Annotated in this window: 26 protein-coding genes; 14 read left to right on the top strand and 12 right to left on the bottom strand. The window is 65.8% G+C overall.

Annotated features, from left to right (window positions below):
* Nucleotides 1-32: 32 nt before the first annotated feature.
* The 5 genes from ACQY78_RS28135 to ACQY78_RS28115 form a co-directional block, all read right to left on the bottom strand.
* Nucleotides 33-191 (bottom strand): Flp family type IVb pilin, encoded by a 159-nt coding sequence (locus ACQY78_RS28135; protein WP_428681539.1) that lies wholly within the window; start codon nucleotides 189-191, stop codon nucleotides 33-35.
* 194 nt (nucleotides 192-385) lie between these two features.
* Nucleotides 386-997, bottom strand: coding sequence for a CDP-alcohol phosphatidyltransferase family protein (locus ACQY78_RS28130; RefSeq protein WP_428681537.1), 612 nt, complete (start codon nucleotides 995-997; stop codon nucleotides 386-388).
* Nucleotides 998-1,003: 6 nt separating this feature from the next.
* Nucleotides 1,004-1,840 (bottom strand): CDP-diacylglycerol--serine O-phosphatidyltransferase, encoded by an 837-nt coding sequence (gene pssA, locus ACQY78_RS28125; protein WP_428681535.1) that lies wholly within the window; start codon nucleotides 1,838-1,840, stop codon nucleotides 1,004-1,006.
* A gap of 10 nt (nucleotides 1,841-1,850) precedes the next feature.
* Nucleotides 1,851-2,609, bottom strand: a complete 759-nt coding sequence (locus ACQY78_RS28120; RefSeq protein WP_428686527.1) for a phosphatidylserine decarboxylase — start codon at nucleotides 2,607-2,609, stop codon at nucleotides 1,851-1,853.
* The gene (locus tag ACQY78_RS28115) at nucleotides 2,572-3,594 is read right to left on the bottom strand and encodes a LysM peptidoglycan-binding domain-containing protein (protein ID WP_428681533.1); all 1,023 of its coding nucleotides are present in this window, start codon (nucleotides 3,592-3,594) and stop codon (nucleotides 2,572-2,574) included. Before ACQY78_RS28115 ends, ACQY78_RS28120 begins: the two co-directional genes overlap by 38 nt.
* A 155-nt stretch (nucleotides 3,595-3,749) precedes the next feature.
* Between ACQY78_RS28115 and ACQY78_RS28110 the strand changes: the two genes are divergently transcribed.
* From ACQY78_RS28110 to ACQY78_RS28095, 4 genes are all read left to right on the top strand, one after another.
* Nucleotides 3,750-4,343 (top strand): TIGR00730 family Rossman fold protein, encoded by a 594-nt coding sequence (locus ACQY78_RS28110; protein ID WP_428681531.1) that lies wholly within the window; start codon nucleotides 3,750-3,752, stop codon nucleotides 4,341-4,343.
* A gap of 128 nt (nucleotides 4,344-4,471) precedes the next feature.
* Complete coding sequence (locus tag ACQY78_RS28105; RefSeq protein WP_428681529.1) at nucleotides 4,472-6,694, top strand: NADP-dependent isocitrate dehydrogenase; 2,223 nt, start codon at nucleotides 4,472-4,474, stop codon at nucleotides 6,692-6,694.
* A gap of 80 nt (nucleotides 6,695-6,774) precedes the next feature.
* Nucleotides 6,775-7,992: an NADP-dependent isocitrate dehydrogenase gene (locus tag ACQY78_RS28100; protein WP_428681527.1), complete on the top strand. Its 1,218-nt coding sequence runs from the start codon at nucleotides 6,775-6,777 to the stop codon at nucleotides 7,990-7,992.
* 7 nt (nucleotides 7,993-7,999) lie between these two features.
* The gene (locus ACQY78_RS28095; protein WP_428681525.1) at nucleotides 8,000-8,674 is read left to right on the top strand and encodes a DUF429 domain-containing protein; all 675 of its coding nucleotides are present in this window, start codon (nucleotides 8,000-8,002) and stop codon (nucleotides 8,672-8,674) included.
* A 156-nt stretch (nucleotides 8,675-8,830) separates the two neighbouring features.
* On the opposite strand, the gene ACQY78_RS28090 is transcribed toward ACQY78_RS28095, so the two are convergent.
* The 5 genes from ACQY78_RS28090 to ACQY78_RS28070 form a co-directional block, all read right to left on the bottom strand.
* Nucleotides 8,831-9,802, bottom strand: coding sequence for a Bug family tripartite tricarboxylate transporter substrate binding protein (locus ACQY78_RS28090; protein WP_428681523.1), 972 nt, complete (start codon nucleotides 9,800-9,802; stop codon nucleotides 8,831-8,833).
* Nucleotides 9,799-10,944: a YncE family protein gene (locus ACQY78_RS28085; protein WP_428681521.1), complete on the bottom strand. Its 1,146-nt coding sequence runs from the start codon at nucleotides 10,942-10,944 to the stop codon at nucleotides 9,799-9,801. Before ACQY78_RS28085 ends, ACQY78_RS28090 begins: the two co-directional genes overlap by 4 nt.
* A gap of 106 nt (nucleotides 10,945-11,050) precedes the next feature.
* Nucleotides 11,051-11,323, bottom strand: coding sequence for a DUF2312 domain-containing protein (locus ACQY78_RS28080; RefSeq protein WP_428681519.1), 273 nt, complete (start codon nucleotides 11,321-11,323; stop codon nucleotides 11,051-11,053).
* 118 nt (nucleotides 11,324-11,441) lie between these two features.
* Complete coding sequence (locus ACQY78_RS28075; protein WP_428681517.1) at nucleotides 11,442-12,392, bottom strand: polysaccharide deacetylase family protein; 951 nt, start codon at nucleotides 12,390-12,392, stop codon at nucleotides 11,442-11,444.
* 14 nt (nucleotides 12,393-12,406) lie between these two features.
* Nucleotides 12,407-13,537 carry an FAD-dependent monooxygenase gene (locus tag ACQY78_RS28070; protein WP_428681515.1) on the bottom strand — a complete coding sequence of 377 codons (1,131 nt, stop codon included), beginning with the start codon at nucleotides 13,535-13,537 and terminating at the stop codon, nucleotides 12,407-12,409.
* 307 nt (nucleotides 13,538-13,844) lie between these two features.
* Between ACQY78_RS28070 and ACQY78_RS28065 the strand changes: the two genes are divergently transcribed.
* The 4 genes from ACQY78_RS28065 (at nucleotide 13,845) to ACQY78_RS28050 (ending at nucleotide 17,057) form a co-directional block, all read left to right on the top strand.
* Nucleotides 13,845-14,822, top strand: coding sequence for an ABC transporter substrate-binding protein (locus ACQY78_RS28065; protein WP_428681513.1), 978 nt, complete (start codon nucleotides 13,845-13,847; stop codon nucleotides 14,820-14,822).
* Entirely contained in the window at nucleotides 14,819-15,634 is an 816-nt protein-coding gene (locus tag ACQY78_RS28060; protein WP_428681511.1) for an ABC transporter ATP-binding protein, read from the top strand. Before ACQY78_RS28065 ends, ACQY78_RS28060 begins: the two co-directional genes overlap by 4 nt.
* 3 nt (nucleotides 15,635-15,637) lie before the next feature.
* On the top strand, nucleotides 15,638-16,399 hold the full coding sequence (locus tag ACQY78_RS28055; RefSeq protein WP_428681509.1) for an ABC transporter permease: 762 nt from the start codon (nucleotides 15,638-15,640) through the stop codon (nucleotides 16,397-16,399).
* Nucleotides 16,400-16,463: 64 nt separating this feature from the next.
* On the top strand, nucleotides 16,464-17,057 hold the full coding sequence (locus ACQY78_RS28050) for a MarR family winged helix-turn-helix transcriptional regulator (protein WP_428681507.1): 594 nt from the start codon (nucleotides 16,464-16,466) through the stop codon (nucleotides 17,055-17,057).
* A 240-nt stretch (nucleotides 17,058-17,297) separates the two neighbouring features.
* On the opposite strand, the gene ACQY78_RS28045 is transcribed toward ACQY78_RS28050, so the two are convergent.
* Nucleotides 17,298-17,594 carry a DUF1244 domain-containing protein gene (locus ACQY78_RS28045; protein WP_428681505.1) on the bottom strand — a complete coding sequence of 99 codons (297 nt, stop codon included), beginning with the start codon at nucleotides 17,592-17,594 and terminating at the stop codon, nucleotides 17,298-17,300.
* A gap of 60 nt (nucleotides 17,595-17,654) precedes the next feature.
* Nucleotides 17,655-18,443 carry an N-formylglutamate amidohydrolase gene (locus ACQY78_RS28040; protein ID WP_428681503.1) on the bottom strand — a complete coding sequence of 263 codons (789 nt, stop codon included), beginning with the start codon at nucleotides 18,441-18,443 and terminating at the stop codon, nucleotides 17,655-17,657.
* 29 nt (nucleotides 18,444-18,472) lie between these two features.
* Between ACQY78_RS28040 and ACQY78_RS28035 the strand changes: the two genes are divergently transcribed.
* From ACQY78_RS28035 to ltnD, 6 genes are read left to right on the top strand one after another with little or no spacing between them, the layout of a single operon-like run.
* Nucleotides 18,473-19,750, top strand: a complete 1,278-nt coding sequence (locus ACQY78_RS28035) for a glycerate kinase type-2 family protein (protein ID WP_428681501.1) — start codon at nucleotides 18,473-18,475, stop codon at nucleotides 19,748-19,750.
* A complete protein-coding gene (locus ACQY78_RS28030; RefSeq protein WP_428681499.1) occupies nucleotides 19,747-20,166 on the top strand; it encodes a GFA family protein in 420 nt (139 codons plus the stop codon). Before ACQY78_RS28035 ends, ACQY78_RS28030 begins: the two co-directional genes overlap by 4 nt.
* Nucleotides 20,167-20,175: 9 nt before the next feature.
* The gene (gene otnK, locus ACQY78_RS28025) at nucleotides 20,176-21,432 is read left to right on the top strand and encodes a 3-oxo-tetronate kinase (RefSeq protein WP_428681497.1); all 1,257 of its coding nucleotides are present in this window, start codon (nucleotides 20,176-20,178) and stop codon (nucleotides 21,430-21,432) included.
* Nucleotides 21,429-22,076 carry a 3-oxo-tetronate 4-phosphate decarboxylase gene (gene otnC, locus ACQY78_RS28020; protein WP_422035427.1) on the top strand — a complete coding sequence of 216 codons (648 nt, stop codon included), beginning with the start codon at nucleotides 21,429-21,431 and terminating at the stop codon, nucleotides 22,074-22,076. The genes otnK and otnC overlap by 4 nt, the downstream gene beginning before the upstream one ends.
* A 13-nt stretch (nucleotides 22,077-22,089) precedes the next feature.
* Complete coding sequence (gene otnI / locus ACQY78_RS28015; protein ID WP_428681495.1) at nucleotides 22,090-22,875, top strand: 2-oxo-tetronate isomerase; 786 nt, start codon at nucleotides 22,090-22,092, stop codon at nucleotides 22,873-22,875.
* Nucleotides 22,876-22,878: 3 nt separating this feature from the next.
* The gene (gene ltnD, locus ACQY78_RS28010; RefSeq protein ID WP_428681493.1) at nucleotides 22,879-23,793 is read left to right on the top strand and encodes an L-threonate dehydrogenase; all 915 of its coding nucleotides are present in this window, start codon (nucleotides 22,879-22,881) and stop codon (nucleotides 23,791-23,793) included.
* The last annotated feature ends 6 nt before the right edge of the window (nucleotides 23,794-23,799 follow it).

The following is a 23,799-nucleotide window of genomic DNA, read 5'->3' as shown; positions in this document are numbered from 1 at the left end:
TGCCAGATTCGGCAAAGCCTCGAGACCTTGCGTCAGTTGAGCGCCGCCGCGCCCAGCACGTGGCTCACTTTGTCCGTCACGGAGCGAATGGAGGCAATGGCGGCAACCGCGATCAACGAGGTGATCAGCGTGTACTCGACCGCCGTGGCGCCCTGGTTGTTCTTCATCAAGCGACGGAAAATCGTAAGCATTCCTTAATCTCCAGCCTAGACTTGCCGGCCCCACGCCGAATCAACTTAGCGAGGTTACTTAATGCAATATCTTAGGTCAATCGAAAGTCGACAATTCTGTGTCATCATTTCTAAGACTATGATTCTAAAAAGGAATATTTGTGGCGGGTGGTTGGGGGCTCGATCAGGAAGTTTACGCCTTTCTGGCACGTAAATCAGGATTCTGAATCCGCCGAACGAGCTTCGAACACCCTCGCGGCAGCGCTCCAGAAGCACAGGGTCGCCAACGCTCCGGCAAACCAGGGGAAGAGTTGCGGCAGCAGGCAGAAGAGGACGAAGGCCAGGATCGTCTCCGTTCCCTCAATGAGACCGGACGCATGGAAGAAGGATTTCCGCCCCCTCTTCCCTGGATCACGCTCGCCGCGGCCGGCGGCGAGGATGGCGCGCCCAAGAAAAGAGGCGCAGGTGCCGACGAAGGACGCCAGAAGAAGAGCGGCCCAGACGGCATGGTCGGGCTGCGCGATGGCAAATCCCAAGGGGACCGCCGCATAGAAGATCATGTCGCAGACTATGTCGAGATAGCCACCGAACGCCGACGGACGGCTACGCCGGGCAACCGCGCCATCCAGACCATCGAGCAGGCGATTGAAGAGGATCACCAGCAAGGCGATGCCGTACTGGCCGAAAGCCAGAAGGGGGACGGCGACCAATCCGACCGCGAGGCCGGTCAGGGTGATGGCGTTGGCGGGAATGCCCCGCACCGCCAGCCAAGTCCCGGCCCGATCGAGGGTTGGATCGATCCAGCGGCGAATGATGGGGTCTAGCATCGCGCGTCAGTCGCGCGGCTGCGAAGCCCCCGTATCGACGGAGCGCAGTGGAACGACGCCGGCGGTTTCCGCAGCCTGTCGATCCTGCACGGCCTGACGCCGATAGGCCAGCACGCTGAAGGGAATGAGGCAGATATAGGCAAGACCGAGCAGGGACAGGGCGATCCATGGCGCGCTTGCCAGCACGCCCATGAACAGGCCGGCCCCGAGCAGCAACGGCAGCACGAGATGACGGGGTACCCGCCCCTTCTTGAACGAGAAGGTCGGAAGACGACTCACCATCAAGCCGCCGACGACGACAAGTCCCAAGCCGACGAGGACGGCGTGGCGCGGCCAAGCCGCCTCGATCTCGAAGCTCAGCATGAGCGGCATGAGGGCCAGCAACGCGCCCGCTGGCGCCGGCACGCCGGTGAAGAACGAGCCGGTCCACACCGGGGGCGGTATCTCGGAGACGAGCGCGGTGTTGAAGCGGGCCAGGCGAAGCGCCGAGCAGATTGGAAACATCAGGGTCACGACCCAGCCCAGCGCGCCAGCGTGGGTCAGGGAGGCAAGGTACAGCACGAGCGCCGGCGCCACGCCGAAGCAGAGGAAGTCCGACAGCGAGTCGAGTTCCGCGCCGAATCGGCTGGTCACGCCCAGTCGCCGGGCAACGCGACCGTCCAGGGCGTCGAAAATCGCCGCCACGATGATCGCGATCACCGCGAGCCGCATCTCCCCCTGGAGAGCGAAGCGGATACCCGTCAGGCCCGAACAGAGCGCCGCCAGCGTGAGGACGTTGGGGATCAGGCGATGGATCGAGAAGCCACTTAGTCCACTGCGTTGTGAACGCAGGTCGCTGTCCATGTCGGACTCCCTAGAATTCGACGGCGATACGCGGTTCGGTGACGAGGGGATCGAGTTCGGCCATCACGGTTTCGCCACCGATCATGCGCTGGCCCGGAGAGACCAGCAGACGCGCCCCTTCCGGCAGGTAGAGGTCTGTACGACTACCAAAGCGGATATGGCCAAAACGTTCCCCTGCCGCGACCGTCTGCCCAGGCTTCACGTAGCAGACAATGCGGCGCGCCACATACCCCGCGATCTGCACGCAACCGATGACGCGCCCATCCGCGCGGCGCAGCGCCAGAGCGGTACGCTCGTTGTCCTCGCTCGCTTTGTCGGCATCGGCGCTGAGGAACTTGCCTGGACGATAGGCAACGACGTCGACGGTGGCGGCGCACGGGCTGCGGTTGATGTGGACGTCGAAAACGCTGAGGAAGATCGACACCCGCGTCAGCGGCTTGTCACCCAGCCCCAGTTCGGCCGGCGGCACGGCCGGGACCACCATCTGCACGAGCCCGTCGGCCGGTGCGATCAGCAACCCGTCGTCCTGCGGCACCCCCCGCGAGGGATCGCGGAAGAAGTAGATCGACCACAGGGTCAAGACGAACAGCGGCCAGAATAGCCACGCGAGACCGGTCAGGGCCGCAAGAAAGGTCGCGCCGGCAAACAGGGCGATGAAGCGCCATCCGTCGGAGAGGATCGGCACCAGGAAATTTGCCAGCATGATTTGCGCGCTCTTGGTTGACCGAAGGTCAGTTGACCTTGGGCAGAGTGATGACTTGCCCCGGATATATCAGATTGGGATCGACAATCTGTTCCTTGTTTGCGTCGAAAATGACGGTGTGCCGCCAGCCGGCGCCGTAATGCGCCCGCGCGATGTTCCAGAGATTGTCGCCCCGAACGATGTAGAGGCGGCGACCGTCCGTGCTGGAAACCGGCGCAACGACCACGCGCTCGAACGGAAGCTCGAGCCGAGCGACAGGCTTGCCGTCTTTGGCGATCCGGTCGAGACGCAGCCGGTGCTTGCCCTGCTCGATCGGTTCGGCCGGCATCAATCGCCAGTGGCCATCCGCTCCGGCCACCCCTTCCGCCACCATTTTTTCGTTCACATAGGCCCGTACGGCCGTTCCCGGTGCGGCCTGGCCTGAAAGTGTCACCTGGCCGCGGTCGTCATAGACCAGCGTCGACAGCGACAGGTCCGCCGACTTCGGCACACCGGCGGCCGAGGGCGGCTGGACCAGGGTCGGCGCACCGGCAGGCGGTGAAATCATGACCAGCGTCTGCTCCCGCGGCTGCGCCGGCATGCCTGCCGCCTGCGGCTCGGGCACGACGGCGACCACGGCCTGGCCCGACGTGACCGGTGCCTTCCCCTCGATATGCTGGACGACGCGCAGTTCGTGCTGCCCGGACGCGAGGGGCGGATCCTGAACGATGATGACCCACTCGCCGCGCGCATCGGAGTCGGCCTTGGCGATCTCCTTGCCCCCGTCCAGCAGCACGATCTTGGCGCCCGGGGCCGCACGGCCGGCGATCACGGCCCGGCCATCGGGCCCGATCCGTGCGACGTCGAACGACGGCAAGGCGGCGGCAGCGGCCGTTGTCGGTGCAGACGCCGGGACGGCCGCCGGAGCGGCTGTGGCGCCCGGTGGGGCTACGGCAGCGGCAACCGGTGCAGGCCCGGTTTCGCTGCCGGCAGCCTTCGCCGACCGATCCATGACGGCCTGTTCGCTCAGCTTGCCACGCCATGCCACTCCGACGGCGATGGCAATGACCACCGCCCCCACAGCGACCAGCCCGAAAACAGTTCGTGACATCGCCCTCCCAACGGTGCGACCACCATCCCCATGGCGCTCGCAACCACTCTTTGCGAAATGATACCATGTCACCCCGGCGCTGAAACGCGCTGGTTCGTCCCAGAAAAGCAGCTTTCGTGCCCGAATTCACCCCCTCCTCCCTTTGTGTCTTCTGCGGCGCCCGCTTCGGCGCCGATCCCGCCACCCGCGAGACCGCCGTCGGCCTGGGCCGGCTTCTGGCCGCGGAGGGCATTACGCTGGTCTATGGCGGCGGCGGCGTCGGACTGATGGGGCTGGTCGCCAATGCCGCCCTCGACAATGGCGGCCGGGCGATCGGGATCATCCCGAATTTCCTTCTGCAGCGCGAAGCGGGCCATCCGGCGCTGACCGAGACGGTGGTCGTGGAGACCATGCACGAACGCAAGCTCCAGATGTTCGAGCGCTCCGACGGCTTCGTGGTCCTGCCGGGCGGCATCGGGACCTTGGAGGAGTTCTTCGAGGTCCTGTCCTGGCGAACCCTGGGCCTTCACACCAAACCGATCGTTATCATCGACCAGGGCGGCTACTGGCAGCCTTTGGCAGCCCTGCTGCGAGGCGTCGTGGCAGGCGGTTTCGCGGAACCAACGCATCTCGACCACGTCGCCTTCGTGAGCGAGTTGAAGGACGTCCTGCCCGCGATCGCGGCAATGCCGCCGCCGACCGGCGTCGAAAAACGTCTGGATCGCGTCTGACGGCAAATCGCGCGCAAGGGGGCCGGCCAGCCGTCTTGCAGGCCCCTCACGGCGGTGCAACAAGACAGGCCTAATTCAGCAATTCATCAACCCAGCCGAACCGAAAAGCGGCGTACGGAGGTGCAGGTATGTCAGATCTCGAAATCGTCTGGACGAAGGTCGATGAGGCCCCCGGACTCGCGACGTTTTCCCTGCTCCCGATCGTCGAGGCGTTCGTGGCGACGGCGGGCGTGAAGATGAAGCTGAAGGACATCTCCCTCACCGGCCGCATCATCGCCAACTTCCCCGAGAAGCTGAAGCCCGAGCAGAAGATCCCCGATGAGCTGGCCGAGCTCGGCAAGCTGACGCTGAAGCCGGAAGCCAACATCATCAAGCTGCCCAACATCTCCGCCTCGATCCCGCAGCTGAAGGCCGCGATCAAGGAGTTGCAGAGCAAGGGCTACGACATCCCGAACTATCCCGACAGCGACGCCACGCCGGCCGACAAGGAAATCCGCGCCCGCTACGGCAAGGTGCTGGGCAGCGCCGTCAACCCGGTGCTGCGCGAGGGCAATTCCGACCGCCGCGCCGCCGGCGCCGTGAAGCAGTACGCCCGCAAGCACCCGCACAAGATGGGCGCCTGGAGCAAGGACTCGAAGACACACGTCCTCCACATGGCGGCCAACGACTTTTACGGTTCCGAAGTCGCGACCACCATGGCGGCGCCGACCAATGCCCGCATCGAGCTGGCCGCTGCCGACGGCGCGACCACGGTGCTGAAGCCCAAGATTCCGCTCAAGGCCGGCGAGATCATCGACTGCTCGGTGATGAACGTTAAGGCGCTCCGCGCCTTTTACGCTTCGGCGATCGAGGCGGCGAAGAAGGACGGCGTCCTGTTCTCGCTGCACCTCAAGACGACCATGATGAAGATCTCCGATCCCATCCTGTTCGGCCATTGCGTTTCCGTGTTCTTCGCCGACGTGTTCGCCAAGCACGGCGAGACGTTCAAGAAGCTCGGCATCGATCCCGACAACGGCCTGGGCGACCTGCTCACCCGCATCGAGACTCTGCCCGACGCCGAGAAGGCTGCGATCAAGGCCGATATCCAGGCCGAGTATGCCAAGCGCCCCGGTCTCGCGATGGTGAACTCCGACAAGGGAATCACCAACCTCCACGTCCCCAGCGACGTGATCATCGACGCCTCGATGCCGGCGATGATCCGCGAGTCGGGCAAGATGTGGGGCGCCGACGGCCAGCTGCACGACACGATCGCGGCCATTCCCGACCGCTGCTACTCGACCCTGTTCCAGGCCGTCATCGACGACTGCAAGGTGCACGGCGCCTTCGACCCGAAGACGATGGGTTCGGTGCCGAATGTCGGTCTGATGGCGCAGCAGGCCGAGGAATACGGCTCGCACGACAAGACCTTCGAGGTCGCCTCGGCCGGCACGGTGCGCGTGGTTGGCGAGGACGGCACCGTCCTGATGGAACAGAAGGTCGAGGCCGGCGACGTCTTCCGCATGTGCCAGGTCAAGGACGAGCCGATCCAGGACTGGGTCAAGCTCGCCGTGCGCCGCGCGCGTCTCACCAACACCCCGGCGGTGTTCTGGCTGGATGCCAAGCGGGCCCACGATGCGCAGCTGATCGCCAAGGTCGAGAAGTACCTCAAGAACGAAGACACCAAGGGCCTGGACATCCGCATCCTGGCGCCGGTCGAGGCCACGAAGTTCTCGCTCGAGCGCATCCGCCAGGGGCTGGACACGATCTCCGTCACCGGCAACGTGCTGCGCGACTACCTGACCGACCTGTTCCCCATCATGGAGCTGGGCACGTCGGCCAAGATGCTGTCGATCGTCCCGCTGCTGCAGGGCGGCGGCCTGTTCGAGACCGGCGCCGGCGGCTCGGCTCCCAAGCATGTCGAGCAGTTCCAGCACGAAGGCTACCTGCGCTGGGATTCGCTGGGCGAATTCCTGGCGCTGGGCGCCTCACTGGAGCATCTCGCACAGACCACCGGCAACGAGGACGTGAAGGTGCTGGCCGAGACGCTCGACGAAGCCAACGCCAAGATCCTCGAGGACAACCGGTCGCCCGCCCGCAAGGTCGGCCAGCTGGACAATCGCGGCAGCCATTTCTATCTGGCCAAGTACTGGGCCGAGGCGTTGGCCCGCCGCGACAACAGCACCGCCCTGTCGGCCCGCTTCAAGCCGCTGGCGAAGGTCCTGGAAGAGAACGAGGCCAAGATCGACGCCGAGCTGATCGCCGCGCAGGGCAAGCCGGTGGATACCGGCGGCTATTACCTGCCCGACCAGAAGAAGACGTCTGCCGGCATGCGGCCGAGCAAAACGTTGAACGAAGCTCTCGCTGCCCTCTAAGGCAGCGTCAGGTGAAGCCGCCCCGGGGAACCGGGGCGGCTTTCTAAATTGTGCGTTACGGCAATTGTGAGGTCCGGAAGATGTCGAAGATCAAGGTGAAGAACCCGGTCGTCGAGATGGACGGCGACGAGATGACCCGCATCATCTGGGCGTTCATCAAGGAAAAGCTGATCCTTCCCTATCTCGACATCGACCTGAAATACTACGACCTGGGAATCGAGAATCGCGACAGAACCGCCGACAAGGTGACCGTCGAATCGGCCGAGGCCACGAAGAAGTACGGCGTCGCGGTGAAGTGCGCGACCATCACGCCGGACGAAGCGCGCGTGAAGGAATTCGATCTCAAGGAGATGTGGCGCTCGCCGAACGGCACCATCCGCAACATCATCGGCGGCACGATCTTCCGCGAGCCGATCGTCTGCAAGAACGTCCCCCGCCTCGTGCCGGGCTGGACGCATCCGATCGTCATTGGCCGCCACGCGTTCGGCGACCAGTATCGCGCCACCGATTTCGTCGTGCCTGGCAAGGGCAAGCTCACCGTCCGCTTCGAGGGCGAGGACGGCAAGGTCATCGAGCACAACGTGTTCGACTTCCCGGCCGGCGGCGTCGCGATGACGATGTACAATCTCGACGAGTCGATCATCGGCTTCGCGCGCAGCTCGTTCAATTACGGCCTGATGCGCGGCTGGCCGGTCTTCCTGTCGACCAAGAACACGATCCTCAAGCGCTATGACGGACGGTTCAAGGACCTGTTCCAGGAAGTCTTCGACACGGAATTCGCCGACAAGTTCAAGGCGAAGAACATCTATTACCAGCACCGGCTGATCGACGACATGGTCGCCTCCGCCCTCAAGTGGCATGGCGAATTCGTCTGGGCCTGCAAGAACTACGATGGCGACGTCCAGTCCGACACGGTGGCCCAGGGCTTCGGCTCGCTCGGCCTCATGACGTCGGTGCTGCTCACGCCGGACGGCAAGACCGTCGAGGCCGAGGCCGCCCACGGCACGGTGACGCGCCACTACCGCGAGCACCAGCAGGGCAAGCCGACCTCGACCAACCCGATCGCCTCGATCTTCGCCTGGACGCAGGCGCTGAAGTACCGCGGCAGGTTCGACGACACGCCCGACGTGGTGAAATTCGCCGAGGCGCTCGAGAAGGTCTGCGTCGAGGCCGTGGAGAGCGGCAAGATGACCAAGGATCTCGCGCTCCTTATCGGCATGAACCAGGCCTATCTGACCACCGAGGAGTTCCTTGCCGTGCTCGACGGCAACCTCAAGGCCCAGATGGCCAGCTGGTAAGCCTCGTTTGATCGTCGCCGGCGCCGACGGTTGCCGCACCGGCTGGGTGATCTGCCGGCGCGAGAGCGATGGCGCCCTGAACATAAGAGTCATGAAGACCCTCGCAGAGGCCTGCGAGGGTCTTTCCGTTCTGGCCGTCGACATGCCGATCGGCCTCGCCGACACGCCGCGGCCCGGCCGGGCCTGTGAGCGCGAAGCCCGCGCCCTCCTGCCGGGCAAGACGAGCTCGGTCTTCCCGACGCCTTGCCGGCCGGCCCTCGCCTGCACCACGCATCCCGATGCCAATGCGCTCAGCAAGACACTGGGCGTCGGGCTCACCCGGCAGACATTCCATCTCTTCCCGAAGATGCGCGAAGTCGACGCCCTGATGCGCGGCAACGAGGGCTTGCGCCCGATCGTCCATGAGGCGCATCCCGAACTGGCTTTTGCGCGCATGAACGCGGGCAAGCCCGTCCTCAGCAAGAAGCGCCGACCCGAAGGTTTTGCCGAGCGCCTCGAGCTGCTCGCACGCCACGGCTTTCCGTGGGAGCCGCGATCGCTCCCCGGCGCGGCCCGCGACGACGTGCTCGATGCCATCGCCGTCTGCCGCACCGCCCTGCTGATCGCACGAGGCGCGGCGACGCGCCTGGGACCGGCGCAAGAGCGTGACCGCTACGGCCTGCCGATGAACATCTGGTTCTAAGCGGCTGTTAACAATGGATTTTTTTCGGAAGTACCGACGGCCGCAGCCGCCGGTCGACGCCGCCACCCGTCCTGATTCGGGAGGGGGTGCGACATCCGTTTCATTTATTTCGTTTATTTCGTTTGTTTCGTTTATTTGCCGGAATCGAGTACCCTGCTACTCCGGTTTGATTCCCGCCGCCTGCAGCACCGGGACCCAGATCGGCTCCTGGACCTTCAGCCAGTCGGCGAGCTGCTGCGGCGTGCCGCCCATGGCGACGAAGCCGCGCTTTGCGAGGTCTTCCTTCTGCTCGGGCGTCGCCACGGCGGCGTTCAGCGCCTCGTTCAGCCGGGCGACGACCGCCGGCGGTGTCCCCGCGGGCGCCAGCAGCGTGTAGACGATCGTGCCGTCGACATCGCCGGCGCCCAGCTCCTTGAAGGTCGGGATGGTCGGCGCGACCGACGAGCGCTCCAGCGAGGCCATCGCATAGGGCTTGAGCTTCCCGGAGGCGATCTGTTGGGAAACGCTGGTGATGCTCGACATGCCGAGCTTGATGTGGCCGCCCAGCAGGTCGGTCACCAGCGGGCCGGTCCCGCGGAACGGCACGTGCGTCAGCTTAATGCCGTTCAGCATGGCGAACTGCTCGGTCGACAGGTGCATCGGCGTGGTCAGCCCCGCCGTGCCGTACTGCACGGAGCCCGGCGCCGCCTTCGCCGCTGCGATGATCGCCTTGAGGTCGGGCCACGGTGCATCCAGGCTGCCGACGAGCACGGATTCCTGCTTGGCGATGAAGCCGACCGGCACGAAGGCCGTCTTTGCGTCGAAACCGAGCTTGGCCACGATGTGCGGGTAGAGGGGCAGGTTGTTCGCGCTGACCACCATCCAGTGGCCATCCGCCGGCTGTTTGGCCACGAATTCGTGGGCGATGCTGCCGCCGCCACCGCCCTTGTTGTCGACGATCACCGTGCCGCCCAAGGCTTTTTGCATGGGCTCCTGGACCGCCCGCGCCAGCGAGTCGGTGCCGCCGCCAGGCGGAAACGGCACGACGATATGGACGGGCTGCGACGGAAAGCTCTGGGCCCAGGCCGGCAATGCGGTCGCCGCAACGGCGGCGACCGGAAGTTTGAGTACGTTACGCCTCTGGATCATCGGTCGGTCGAGCTCCTTACGGCCGCGGCACCGCCTCCTACATCGATCTTCTGACCGGTGTCGGTGATCTTGCCATTGTCGTTCTTGAATACCTGCAGGTTCTTCTCGTTCATGTTCTGAACGACGATGACCGAGCCATCGCGCGAGAAGGACGCTCCCTGCGACCAGCCGCCGATCGGCGCCTCGCCCGTCTTGGTAAGACCCGTACCGTCGAGCCTGTAGACCACGAGCATCCCGTTGGGCTTGTATTGCGGTGCATCCTTGGGCCGCGTCGAGCCGGCATGCGCGACGCCCGCGATCCAGCGGCCGTCGCCCGACATGATCATGCCTTCGAGATTCTCATGACCGATGTCGGCGGTCCCCACGATCTTGCCGGTGGTGAGGTCGATCACGGTGAGGATGCCATTGGCCTTGGGATCGCCGAGGCTCGCCACGACGGCGGCCTTGCTGTCGGGCGTCACCGAGACGGCATAGGGACGCGGCGCCACATCGACCACCGAAGACGACGTGACGTTGTCGCCGCCCAGCTTCATCAGCTCGACCTTGGCGTCGCCATTGCGCGTCACCACGCCAGTCGCACCGTCCGGCGAGACAGCCATGTGGCTGAGCAGCGTCTTGGCGTCCATCAGCGGCACGGTCTTCACCAGCTTCACGTCCTTGCCGTCGATCGACAGGATCGAAATCGAGCCGGCCATTCGATTGGCGACATACGCACGCTTGCCGTCCCTGGTGATCGAGATGCCGGCAGCGCCAGGGCCGGTATTCAGCGTGCCGAGAATCTTACGATCCTTGAGATCGACGACGGTCACGCGATCGTCCGGGGCAAGCTTGGTCGGATCGGCCGGATCGAGCTTCGACGAGGAGGCGATCAGCGCAATCGACTCGTCCGGCGTGATCGCCACTGAAAGCGGTGGCCCCACCACGCTGCCCGGCACGTTCGACACCGTGCCCATGACCTTCACCGGCAGGGCGCCGAGATCGATGACCGTGACGGTGTCGGGCGGCGGGTTGGTAACGTTCTTGGTGACGCCGTTTTCCTGGGTGATCTTGTGATCGTTCGAGGAAACGGCGATCTGTGCATGCGCCTGGAGGGCGCCCAGACTCAACGCAACGCAAACGCCCGAGATGACCGTGTTTCGCATGGGAGTTCCTCCTGGGCCCGCTCCTGTAACCGGAGCATTTTGCCGTCGGGAACCCTACCGCCTCGCCCTGGCGTGCGAAATCAAATTTCCGTATCTGCCCGGAGGGTCAGACCATTCCGAGGGCGTGCTTGTAGACGTCGAGAAGCGTCTCGGCTTCCGCCCGGTCGGAGGCGTCCATCGAGCGAAGCGACACGATCTTGCGCATGGTCTTCACGTCGTAGCCGACGCCCTTGGCCTCGGAATACACGTCCTTGATGTCGCCGCCGATGGCCTTGCGCTCTTCCTCGAGCTTTTCGATGCGCTCGATGAAGCTCTTCAGGCGGTCGGCCGAGATCGGGCCAGCTTTGGTTTTCTTGGAAATCGAGCTTCCGTCCGGCATGTCCAACTACTCCATGGTCCGACCGGCAAGACCATAGAAGCGACCACCATGTCCACTCAATTACATCGACGCCCTGAAACGTGGGGATAACGGGGACTGTGGCCCGGCCAGGGGCGCTCTATGCACGGGCCGGGAAGTGTGTTTGCCAGTGCCGCGCGACGTCGATCCCGCGGCAGAACCAGACCCCTTCGCGGGCGGTTGCATGCTGCAGGAACTTGACGAGGCCGCCCGCGCGGCCCGGCCGTCCGATCAGCCGATCGTGGAGGCCGATCGACAGCAGCTTCGGCGCCCCCGCCGCGCCCTCCTCGTAGAGGAAATCGAAGGCGTCGCGCATGTACTCGAAGAAGTCCTGGCCCGTCGAAAAGCCGGAATTCGCGTCGAAGCGATTGTCGTTGGCTTCGTAGGAATAAGGGATCACCAGATGGGGGCCGTTCGCGGTTTCCACCCAGTAGGGCAGCTCGTCGGCGAGCGAGTCACGGTCGTAGAGAAAGCCGCCCTCCTCGGCCACCAGCCGCCGCGTGTTCTCGCCGGGACGGCCGGTCATCCAGCCCAGCGGCCGGCTTCCGGTGAGACGCGTCAGGATCTCGACCGCCTGCTGGATATGCTGGCGCTCGGTTGCCTCGTCCACGTCGCCATAGTCGATCCAGCGGTAGCCGTGGCTGACCATCTCGTGGCCGCGCTCGACGCAGGCCCGGGCGAGCAGTGGATTCTGTTCCAGGGCGCGGGCCACGCCCAGGACGCTGACCGGCACCGAGAACCTCGCGAAAATGTCCAACAGCCGCCAGGCGCCGCGCCGGCTGCCATACTCGAACACCGATTCGACCAGCGGCACCCTGCGCCCGGCCTTGGTGTCCACGCCGATGTCGTTCAGCATCCCTTCCGACACCGCGTCGCCATTGGCCAACGTCGATTCACCTCCTCCCTCGATGTTGAGGTTGAAGTTGACGGCGATCCGGGCGTTGCCCGGCCAATGCGGATGGGGCGGTCGCTCGCCATATCCGACGAGATCGCGGACCTTCATCGCGTCGGGGCGGATGTCGCTGGCGGCAGCGGGATCGAATGCGGACATTGGCGGCTCCGGGATCAAGGGGCGACGTCGAGCGTGGCCGTGCTGGGATCGTAGGCGAAGAACCAGTCGACCTCCGTCGGCCCGTGCATCCAGGTGTTGGCGATCGAGATGCGCTGCACTTCAGCGACCCGTGGAATCCGGTTGGCGGCATAACGCCGGAAGGCCGCCCCCGTGTCGGAGGCCTCGACGATGCAGCGATGGAGGATCGCGGCGTCCTCGATGGCCATCGAGCCGCCGGCCGCCATGAACGGCCGCACGGCGTGGCAGGCGTCGCCCATCAGGACGACGTGGCCCTTGTGCCACGTGTCATTGCGCGGCCGGTCCATGATCGGCCAGACGGATACGTCCGTCGCCGCCTCGGCCGCCCGCAGCAGCTCGGGATGGAAGCCCTCCAGCGCCGAGACGAAATCGTCGCGCGTGCCGGGGATCGGCGAGCCGTCGCCGTCCCAGCGATCGGCCGGAATGGCGGCCATGACATAGACCTCGTCCCGTCGCGCCGTCATGTAATAGACCAGCACGTGGCGATCCGGTCCCCACCACTTGGTGCAATCGCGGATCTCGAGGTCGCCGAGACGCTCGGCGGGAAAGACCGCCCGCGGCGCGATGCGCCCGATGAAGCGCGGCTCTTCCTTGCCGAGAATCTCGTCGCGCACCCTCGAGCGAATGCCATCGGCACCGATCACGATATCGACCTCGGCGCTGGCGCCGTTGTCGAAGTCCAGCTTGATTCCGCCCGGCGTCTCGTCGAGACCGGCAAGCCGGTGCCCGAACCGAATCGTTCCCGGGGCGAGCGGCGTCTGCAGAATGCGATGCAGGTCGGCGCGATGAATGTTGACGAAGGGACCGTCAAAGCGAGCCTCGCAGGCGGCGTCGAAGACCAGTTCGTACAGCGCCTCGCCGCTGTCCCACGCCCGGCTGACGAAAGCATCCGGCCGGATGCCAGTTTCGCTGAAGCTGCGCTCGAGACCGAGCGATCGGAGGACCTTGGCGACATTGGCACCGAGGATGATGCCCGCCCCGATCCTCGAGAAATTCGGCGTCTGCTCGTAGACGGCGACGGGGTATCCGTCGCGCTGCAGGAGTGCCGCCACCGTCAGCCCCGCCAACCCGCCGCCGACAACTGCGATTCGCGTCTGCCGATCCATCCGCCCACCTCGATCACGACCTTCGAAGCCTCTTCCTAAATCATTCGCAATCGAATGAATAGAGGCACAACCGCAGTCTCTCCCGAAAAGCGCCGCTCATCTAAAGGACGCTATATGCCCACCATACAGCCTTTTGGTGGCTCTTTTGATCAAGAGATGAGCAGTCGTGAAACAGCTCAATTGGAAATCACTCCTCGCTTTTCATTCGATATGGAATGAAATATGCAGAGACATCGGGACGCTCAGTGCGGCGAGGGCGCCGCAGCCTGCCGGGGGCCTTCCCAGTTCGAACCGAGGAATGTGATCTATGAAACTGCTTGGACGTCTCGCCGCCGCAATCGGCCTCGTCGCCGGCATGTCCGGGGCCAGCGCGGCGCCGGCCCGCGCGGCCGATGTGAACTTCATCACCGATTTCGGCTTCAACGGACGGCACGCCTATTTCTACGTCGCGCGCGAGAAGGGCTACTACAAGGAAGCCGGCCTCGACGTGACGTTCCTGCGCGGCCAGGGCTCCGCCGATGCGATCAAGAAGGTGGCCGCCGGCCTCGCGACCATCGGCTTTGCCGACGCGGGCTCGCTGGTGCTGGCCCGCGGCAATGACGGCGTCCCGGTCAAGCTGGTCTCGATCGTCTACGCCCGGCCGCCGCAGGCGATCTTCGGCGTGAAGGGAACGGGCATCGCCTCTCCCAAGGATCTCGAGGGCAAGACGATCGCCGACACCGCATCGAGCTCGGTCCGCCTGCTGTTCCCGGCTTTCGCCAAGGCTGCCGGCATCGATGCCAGCAAGGTGAAATGGGTCGTCGCGGAAGGCTCCGCCCTGCCCTCGCTGCTCGCCAACGGCCGGGTCGATGCGATCGGTCAGTTCTCCGTCGGTGAGTCGCTGATCGCGGCGGCGATCGCGCCCAAGGAAACGGTCCGCATCGCCTACAAGGACTCCGGTCTGGACTTTTACGGCAACGGACTGATCGCCTCGGAGGAGACGATCGCCAAGCAGCCCGAACTCGTGCGCGCCTTCGTCAAGGCGACGATCAAGGGCATGAAGGATGCGTTCGCCAACCCGGCCGAGGCGGCCGCCATCATGGCCAAGTACCAGAAGGAACTGGCACCGGCGATCATCGAAGGCGAGACCAAGCTCGTGGGCGAGCTCGCGACCGTCCCCGGTCAGCCGCTGGGCAGCATCAACCCGAAGAGCATCGCGGGAACCGTCGACGTCATGTCGGCCAACTTCACTTTGAAGTCGCCCGTGCAGCCGGCGCAGCTCTACGCTCCGGGCTTCGTCGAATGATCGCGGCCGCCGGTGGCCTGGCGGCCGCCCCTCCGCCGGCGGCGGATGTGGCGGCCATCGATCTGCGGGGTGTGAGCAAGCACTACCCCGGCGCGGCGGGAACGTCGGTCCATGCGCTCGGCCCGATCGACCTTCGCATTCCGACCGGCAGCTTCGTCGCCGTCGTCGGCCCGTCCGGTTGCGGCAAGTCGACCCTATTGCGACTGGTTGCCGGCCTGGAGATGCCCGACACCGGCACGATGTCGCGCTACGGCACGCCGCTCGACGCGCCCTCCCACGAGGTGGGCATTGTGTTCCAGGAACATGTGCTGTTCCCCTGGAACACGGTGCTGGAAAACGTGCTGCTCCCGGCCGAGGTGCTCGCGCTGCCCAAGGCGGCGGCGCGGGAGCGCGCCTTGCGGCTGCTCGAAATGACGGGCCTCTCCGCCTTCGCCGATCACCGTCCCCAGATGCTGTCCGGCGGCATGCGCCAGCGCGCCGCGCTCTGCCGGGCGTTGCTGGCCGATCCGCGGCTGCTGCTGCTCGACGAACCGTTCGGCGCGCTCGACGCGCTGACGCGCGAGGAGCTTTCGCTCGAACTTTCGGGCCTCTGGCAGGATCTCGGCCGGACGGCCTTCCTGATCACGCATGACATCGAGGAGGCGATCCTGCTCAGCGACCGCGTGCTGGTCATGTCGCCGCGTCCGGGCCGCTTCCGCGCCGACTTCGAGATCGACCTGCCGCGTCCGCGCAATGCCGATACGCCGCGACTGCCGCGCTTCCAGGAGCTCAAGCAGCAGATCCGCGACATCATCTTCGACCGCCGAGCCTGAGCCATGAGTGCGTCTTCGTCCTCGCGCCTGGCCGGGCGCGCCACCGTCCCGGCCGTCTACCTGGTGCTGCTGGTTGCCTGGGAACTGTCCGTCCGCGTCTTCGTGATTCCCGCCTGGATCCTGCCCGCCCCGACCGAGATCGGAAGGACGGCGCTGCAATGGGCCCCCGAACTGGCGCTCAACAGTCTCGTGACCTTGCGCGAGACGATGGTGGGCTTCCTGCTCGCCATCGCGCTGTCCCTGCCGCTGGCCGTGCTGATCGCCCTGAACGCCACCGCCCGCCGGCTTCTCTGTCCGATCCTGCTCGGCCTCCAGTCCGTGCCCAAGGTCGCCGTTGCTCCCCTGATCATCCTGTGGCTCGGTCTTTCGGAATGGCCGAAGATCGTGATCGTCATTCTGGTCTGCTTCTTCCCGATCCTGGTCAACCTGATCGCCGGACTGGAAGCCGCCCCTCGCACCATGCTCGACCTCATGCGGTCTCTGGGCGCGTCGCAGCACATGATCTTCCGGCGCCTTCGCATTCCCGTGGCACTGCCGCACTTCTTCACCGGCTGCAAGGTGGCGGTCACCTTCGCCGTCATCGGCTCGGTCATCGGCGAGTTCGTCGCGGCGCAGGAAGGGCTGGGCTATCTCATCCTGATCTCGACGTCGCAGTCGCAGACGCCCCTCGCCTTCGCCGCCATCGCGTTGCTGACCCTGCTCAGCATCGCTCTCTTTCACGGCATTGAATGGATCGAACGCCGGGTCGTCGACTGGACGCCCTGAGCCAGCCCGTGCGAAGCCTGACTGATCGGCCGCCTTCGCGATGACGGACGCCAACGGAGGAAAGATGGGCAGCGGCAAGCCGGAAATCGAAGGCGCCCCGGAAACACCGGAGGCGAAGCCGCAGCGACCGGGCCGACGCCCGACGGCCAAGGCCCGCGCTGCGCGCGACCAGGTCGATGCCATCTTCTCGCAGTGGCGCGCCGAGCGACCCGACATCGACACCAGCCCGGTGCAGATCTACGGGCTGATCGCGCGAATCCAGATCCAGTGCACCGCCTTCATCGAGGAAGCGCTGGTTCCGTTCGGCCTGACGCGCGGCACGTTCGACGTGCTGACCGCGCTGAGGCGCGCCGGCACACCCTATTGCCTCACGCCCAAACAGCTCGTGCAGTCGCTTCTGCTGAGCGGCGCCGGATTGACCAGCAGGTTGAACAAGCTGGAATCACAGAACCTGATCGCCCGGCTCGCCGAGCCGAGCGATCGCCGGACGCTGCGGGTCCAGCTCACGGCCTCAGGTGAAGCCGTCATCAACGAAGCCATCCCCCGCGTCTTCGACGTGCAGCGCAGCCGCCTCCAGAAGCTTGGCGACGACGGCCAGAAGCGACTGTTCGCCGAACTGTCCCGCTTCGCCGAAGCGATCGATACCTGGCCCGGGTAGAATCTTTCCTCTTCAGGGGGGCCCGCACTACTCTTCTGAGAGGCTGGCCGGAAATGAATTGAATCGATTCAAGCACTTACCTCATCCTGAGGAGCGCCGCGAAGCGGCGCGTCTCGAAGGATGTGGGACAGGCGGAGTGCTCGTGCCCATGCTTCGAGACGCCACGCTCCGCGCGGCTCCTCTGCATGAGGTCCTTGGAGTGAAGCCGACGCGATTCACTCGCGCCCGGCAAGTCCGCCTTCAGCCGTGCTTATGGGACTTGTCGAAGGCCTTCTTCTGGTCGGCCGACGCATCCTTCTGATGCTTCGCCTTCCACTCGTCGTAGGGCATGCCGTAGACGATCTCGCGGGCTTTCGGATCGGCGATCTCGATGCCCTGCTTGCCCGCCTCCTCGCGGTACCAGCGCGACAGGCAGTTCCGGCAGAAGCCGGCGAGGTTCATCAGGTCGATGTTCTGGACATCGGTCCGCTCCTGAAGGTGCGACACCAGACGCCGGAAGGCGGCGGCTTCCAGTTCGGTACGGGTCTTGTCATCCATGATCGCCTCCTGGAGATGCAGGCTGAAGTCTAGGTCCGGATATAGGGTCGGACGCGGGGCTTAACCAGACGTCTTCTTGGCTTGCGCGAGGGCCTGTTTGACGGAAGCGGAGATCGCCGGCGCCAGTCGCCGGCCCCAGGCGCTCGCATCGTCCGGCGTGCTTATGAGATCCTGCCGCACCTCCAGCGAACAATGCGGCAGCGCCCGCGGCCGCGCATGGGCGGTCAGCGTGTATTCGTAGGACGCGCGCGCCGAATAGGGCTCGTTGTCGCCGACCACCAGCGCAGGATCGCGGCGCAGCTCGGCCAGCAGCGGCTCGGGCAGGCGCGGATCGTCGTTCCACAGCACGCCGACATGCCAGGGGCGCACGAAGCCTTTCATCACCGGCGTGAAACTGTGCATCACCAGCAGGCAGACCGTGCGGCCGCCTTCCGTCATCTCATCGAGCAGCCGGTCGACCTCGCGATGGTAGGGCCAGAAGCAGGCCTCGGCCCGGGCATCGACCTGTTCCCTGGTGAGGTCCTTGTTGGCCGGCACGACCGTCTCGTCGCTGGTCTCCGGTGTCGAGCCCTCGCCTCCCGGCCAGCGGTTGCAGTCGATCACCAGCCGCGAATAGCCGGACGAGACCAGCGGCGCATCGAGCGCTTTCGCCAGTTCGATCGCCGCGTCGAGCCCGCCGATGTCCCAACCGATGTGCCGCGCCAGTTCGCTCGCGGGAAGACCGAGATCGCCCAGCGCGTGCGGCACCGCCTTGCTGGCGTGATCGCAGAGCAGCAACAGCGGCGCCTGACCCTGTTCGTTGAAGACGGAGAACGGCGGCGGATCGCCCGGCCGGAGCAACGGTTGCATCGCGCCCCTATAGTGCGAAGATCGGGCAAATGAAAGATGCCGACGCCCGCGCCCTGCTGCGCGCCCTCTTCGACGCCGCGCTTGCCGCCGCACGCCCCGCCACCTGCCTTGCGCCCTATATCGAGAGACTGCAGCCACCGAAGGGCCGCACCATCGTGATCGGCGCCGGCAAGGCCAGCGCCGCCATGGCACGGGCCGTCGAGGATCAGTGGCCGCATCCGCTCGAAGGGCTGGTGGTGACACGCTACGGCTATGGCGAAACCTGCAGGCGCATCGAGATCGTCGAGGCCGCGCACCCCGTTCCCGACGACAAGGGCCGCGAGGCGGCCGGCCGCATCTACCAGCGCGTCCAGGGGCTGAGCGCCGACGATCTGCTGCTTTGCCTGATCTCGGGCGGCGCCTCGGCCCTGCTCGCGCTGCCGGCACCGGGCCTCACCCTCAACGACAAGCAGGACGTCAATCGGGCGCTGCTGAAGTCTGGCGCCAACATCGTCGAGATGAACACGGTGCGAAAGCATCTCTCGGCAATCAAGGGCGGCCGCCTCGCAATCGCCGCCCAGCCAGCCCGCGTGCTTTCCTGGCTGATCTCCGACGTGCCGAACGATGACCCCGGCGTCATCGGCTCGGGTCCCACCGTCGCCGACAAGACGACCTTCGCCGACGCGCTTGCCGTGCTCGCGAAGTACCGGATCAATCCGCCGGCCGCCGTGCTCAGGCATCTTCAGGAAGGCGCCGCCGGCCGCATCGAAGAGACGCCGAAACCCGGTGATTCCCGCCTCGCCAATGTCGAGACGATCATGGTGGCCACGCCCAAGCGGTCGATCGAAGCCGCCGCCGCCGTCGCGCGAGAGCACGGCGTCGAGGTCGTCATGCTGGGCGACAATCTGGAAGGCGAGGCCCGTGAGCTGGGCGCCGCCCACGCGCGCCAGGCTCTCGAGATCGCCAAGCGCGGCGGCAAGCCCGTGGCCATCCTCTCCGGCGGCGAGACCACCGTCACGGTGCGCGGCAAGGGCCGCGGCGGCCGCAACGTCGAATATCTGTTGGCGGAGGCCATCGCGGCCGACGGCGCGGCCGGCATCTGGGGCCTTTCGGCCGATACCGACGGCGTCGACGGCGCCGAAGACATTGCCGGCGCGGTCTTCACGCCGGATACGCTCGCACGGGCGCGCGCCAAAGGCCGCGATCCGCAAGCCATGCTCGACGACAATGACGGGCACGGCTTCTTCGAGCTGCTGGGTGACAGCCTCGTCACTGGTCCGACTCGCACCAACGTCAACGACTTCCGAGTCACCCTGATCGCGCCATGACGACCTATCCCGGCTCCTGCCACTGCGGCGCGATCGCGATCACCCTCACCTCCGACAAGACTCCGGAGGAGATGCGGGTCGGACGCTGCGCCTGCAGCTTCTGCCGCCGTCACGGCGCCCGCACCATGGGCGATCCGACGGGAAGCGTGGAATTCCGCAGCGCACCAAACGCCCTGTCGCGCTACCGCTTCGGCCTCGGCATCACCGACTATCTGCTTTGTGCCCATTGCGGCACCTATGTCGGCGCCGTGATGCCCGAGGCGGAAGGCGCCATCGGCATCGTCAACGTCAACTCGCTCGACATTCGCGACACTTTCGATGCTGCACCGCCGTTGCACCACTACGACGGCGAGGACGAGGCCCGACGACGCTCGCGGCGCCGAAAGTTCTGGATGCCAGCGACGATCCTCGCCTAACGTCATCCCATGGCTATTCTTGGAGTGATCGCCGACGACTTCACCGGCGCAACCGACATCGCGGGCATGCTCGTCAAAGGCGGCATGCGCACGATCCAGACAATCGGCGTGCCGGCGAAGGGCACGATCCCCGACGACGTCGATGCCGTCGTCGTCGCGCTGAAGACGCGCTCGATCCCGGCTGCCGACGCGGTCGCGCAATCGCTGGACGCGCTGAAGGCGTTGCAGGCGGCCGGCTGCGTACGCTTCTTCTTCAAGTACTGCTCGACCTTCGATTCGACCGACGCCGGCAACATCGGCCCTGTGGGCGATGCGCTGCTCGAGGCGCTGAAAGCGAAGCAGGCGATCTACTGCCCGGCTTTTCCGGTGAATGGCCGCACGATCTTCTTCGGACACCTGTTCGTGGGCGACGTGCTGCTCTCGGACTCGCACATGAAGCACCATCCGCTGACGCCGATGACCGATGCGAGCCTGGTGCGCGTGCTGGCGCGACAGACGCCGCACAAGGTCGGCCTCGTCGCCTTGAAGCAGGTCCAGTCCGGCTCTGCCGTCCTGCGTGAAGCGCTCGACAAGCTCAGCGCCGACGGCGTTCGGCACGTCGTGGTCGACGCCGTGGCCGACACCGATCTCGGCATCATCGGCGAAGCGATCGGTGACGATACGCTGGTCACCGGCGGCTCGGGCGTGGCACTCGGCCTGCCCGCCGCCTATCGCCGCCGTGGCCTGATGGCCCATCGCTCCGGTGCAGATGCGCTGCCGAAGACAGAAGGCGCTTCGGCCGTCCTCGCCGGCTCCTGCTCCGCGGCCACACTCGGCCAGATCAAGGCCTTCAAGGGCGCACATCTCGCGCTCGATACCGACGCGATCTGCCGGGGCGAAGACGTTGCCGGCAAGGCGCTCGACTGGGCCAAGGGCAAGCTTGGTAACGGACCGATCCTGCTGTCGGCCAGCGACACACCCGAGGCGGTGAAAGCGCTGCAGGCCAAGTACGGCATCGAGAAGTCGAGCCAGGCGATCGAGAAGACGATGGCCGCGCTGGCCCGTGGCCTCATCGAGGCCGGCGTCGGCCGCCTCGTCGTCGCGGGTGGCGAGACCTCGGGTGCCGTCGTCGGCGCGCTCGACGTCACGGCGCTGCGCATCGGACCAGAGATCGACCCCGGCGTGCCGTGGACGGCGTCCGTGGGCGCCAGACCGCTCCTGCTGGCGCTGAAGTCCGGCAATTTCGGCGCTCCCGATTTCTTCACCAAGGCATTCGACCGGCTATGAGCACCGCAGAAACCAAGATACGCGAGCAGATCTGCGCGCTGGGCGCCAAGCTCGCCGCGCGCGGCCTCTGCCCCGGCACCTCCGGCAACATCAGCGCGCGTGTCGCCGACGGATGGTTGATGACGCCGACCAACTCCTCGCTCGGCGAACTCGAGCCCGGCCAGCTCTCCAAGATTGATCTTTCGGGCAAGCATGTCGCCGGCGATCCGCCGACCAAGGAAGCGCTGCTGCATCGCTCGGTCTACGACGTGCGGCCCAAGGACGGTGCGATCGTCCATCTCCACTGCACGCATGCGGTGGCGATTTCCTGCCTCGATCCGTCGTGCCACCACAATGCCGAGACGACCCTGCCGCCGATCACGCCCTACTTCGTGATGCGGGTCGGCAAGCTGCCGCTCGTGCCCTACTACAAGCCCGGCGATCCCAAGCTCGCTGACGCCATTCGTGACTATGCGAAGGGCCATCGCGCGGTGCTGCTGGCCAATCATGGCCCGGTCGTCGCCGGAACCTCGCTATCGGCTGCCTCCGCCTCGATCGAGGAGCTGGAGGAAACGGCCAAGCTCCACCTGCTGCTGCAGGGCTTCAAGCTGCGCACGCTCTCGGATGCCCAGGTGCGCGACGTCGAAGAAGCCTATCCTTCCTGATTGGACCAGAAGAATGCCCAAGCTTGCCGCCAATCTTTCGTGGATCTACCAGGAAGTGCCGTTCCTGCAGCGCTTCGGCGCCGCGGCGGCCCATGGCTTCAAGGCCGTCGAGATCCTGTTTCCCTACGAGGCGCCGGCCGCCGAGATCGCCGCCGAGCTGAAGAAGCACAAACTCACCCAGGCGCTGTTCAACCTGCCGCCGGGCGACGCCAGCAAGGGCGAGCGCGGACTGGCCGCCCTTCCCGGCCGCGAGGCCGAGTTCGCCGCCGCCATCGACAAGGCGCTGGATTATGCCCAGGTCCTCGAATGCCGGACGCTTCACGTCATGTCCGGCATGATCGCCCCCGGGGCCGACGTGAAGGCGATGCACCGCACCTTCATCTCGAACCTGAGGAAGATCTGCGACCGCACGGCCAAGATGGACATCACCATCGTGCTGGAGCCGATCAACCACCGCGACATTCCGGGCTACTTCACCAACACGACCGACCAGGTGAAGGCGATCATCGACGAAGTCGGTGCGCCGCATCTTCGCCTGCAGCTCGACCTCTATCACCTGCAGGTCACCGAGGGCGATCTGCAGAAGCGCATGGAGCGGCTGTTCCCGATCACTTCGCACGTGCAGATCGCCGGCAATCCCGACCGCAACGAGCCCGACATCGGCGAGGTCAATCACCTCTACCTGCTCGATGTGCTCGATCGGCTGGGCTACGAGGGTTATGTCGGCCTCGAATACAAGCCGAAGACCACGACCGGCGCCGGCCTTGGCTGGGCGGCCAAGTACGGCATCAAGGCCTGATCCATGACCGACAAGAACACCCCCCTCATCGCTTTCGTGGGCCTCGGCTCGATGGGCCTCGGCATGGCGAAGAACCTGCTGAAGCACGGCCACAAGGTGATCGGCGTCGATCCAAGCGCCGCTGCACGCGAGGCCTTCGTGGCCGCCGGCGGCACGACGGAAGCGACGCCCGCCGAAGCCGCGAAGACCGCCGATGTGGTTATCGTGGCCGTCGTCAACGCCCAGCAGGTCGAAGCGGTGCTCTATGGCGAGGGCGGTGCAGTCGCCGCGCTACGCAAGGGCGGCCTCGTCATGCAGTGTGCCACCTGCCCGGCGGCCTTTATCCGCAAGCTCGACGAGCGTCTCGCGGCGACCGGCCACGAGCTGCTCGATGCGCCGATGTCCGGCGGGCGCGCACGCGCTGAGTCGGGCGAGCTCACCTTCATGTCTTCGGGCAACGCCAAGGCCTTCGCCGCGTCGGAGTCGATCCTCTCGGCCACCTCGGCGAAAGTGTTTCGCCTCGGCGACAAGGCGGGCATCGGCTCGCTCGTGAAGACGGTGAACCAGCTCTTGGCCGGCGTGCACATCGCCACCGCTGCCGAGGCGATGGCGCTCGCGGCCAAAGCCGGTGCCGATACGCGCGCGGTTTATGAAGTGATCTCGGCCAGCGCCGGCAATTCCTGGATGTTCGGCAACCGAGTGCCGCACATGCTCGACGACGATTATTCGCCGCTCTCGGCGGTCGAGATCTTCGTGAAGGATCTCGGCCTGGTGCTCGATACGGGCCACGAGCTGCGCCTGCCGCTGCCTCTTGCCGCCGCCGCGCATCAGCTCTTCATCGCAGCGGCGGGCGCCGGCTGGGGCAAGCTGGATGACGCCGCGGTCGTAAAGGTCTACGAAGCGGCAGGTGACTTCAAAGTGTCGTCGCCCTCGAAGTAGACTGTC

Origin of the sequence: Reyranella sp., assembly GCF_965279625.1 — a bacterium.
In the GTDB taxonomy this organism is placed as follows: Bacteria; Pseudomonadota; Alphaproteobacteria; order Reyranellales; family Reyranellaceae; genus Reyranella.
Note: the sequence above shows the minus strand (reverse complement) of the source record. Positions and strands in the feature narration are given on the sequence as shown.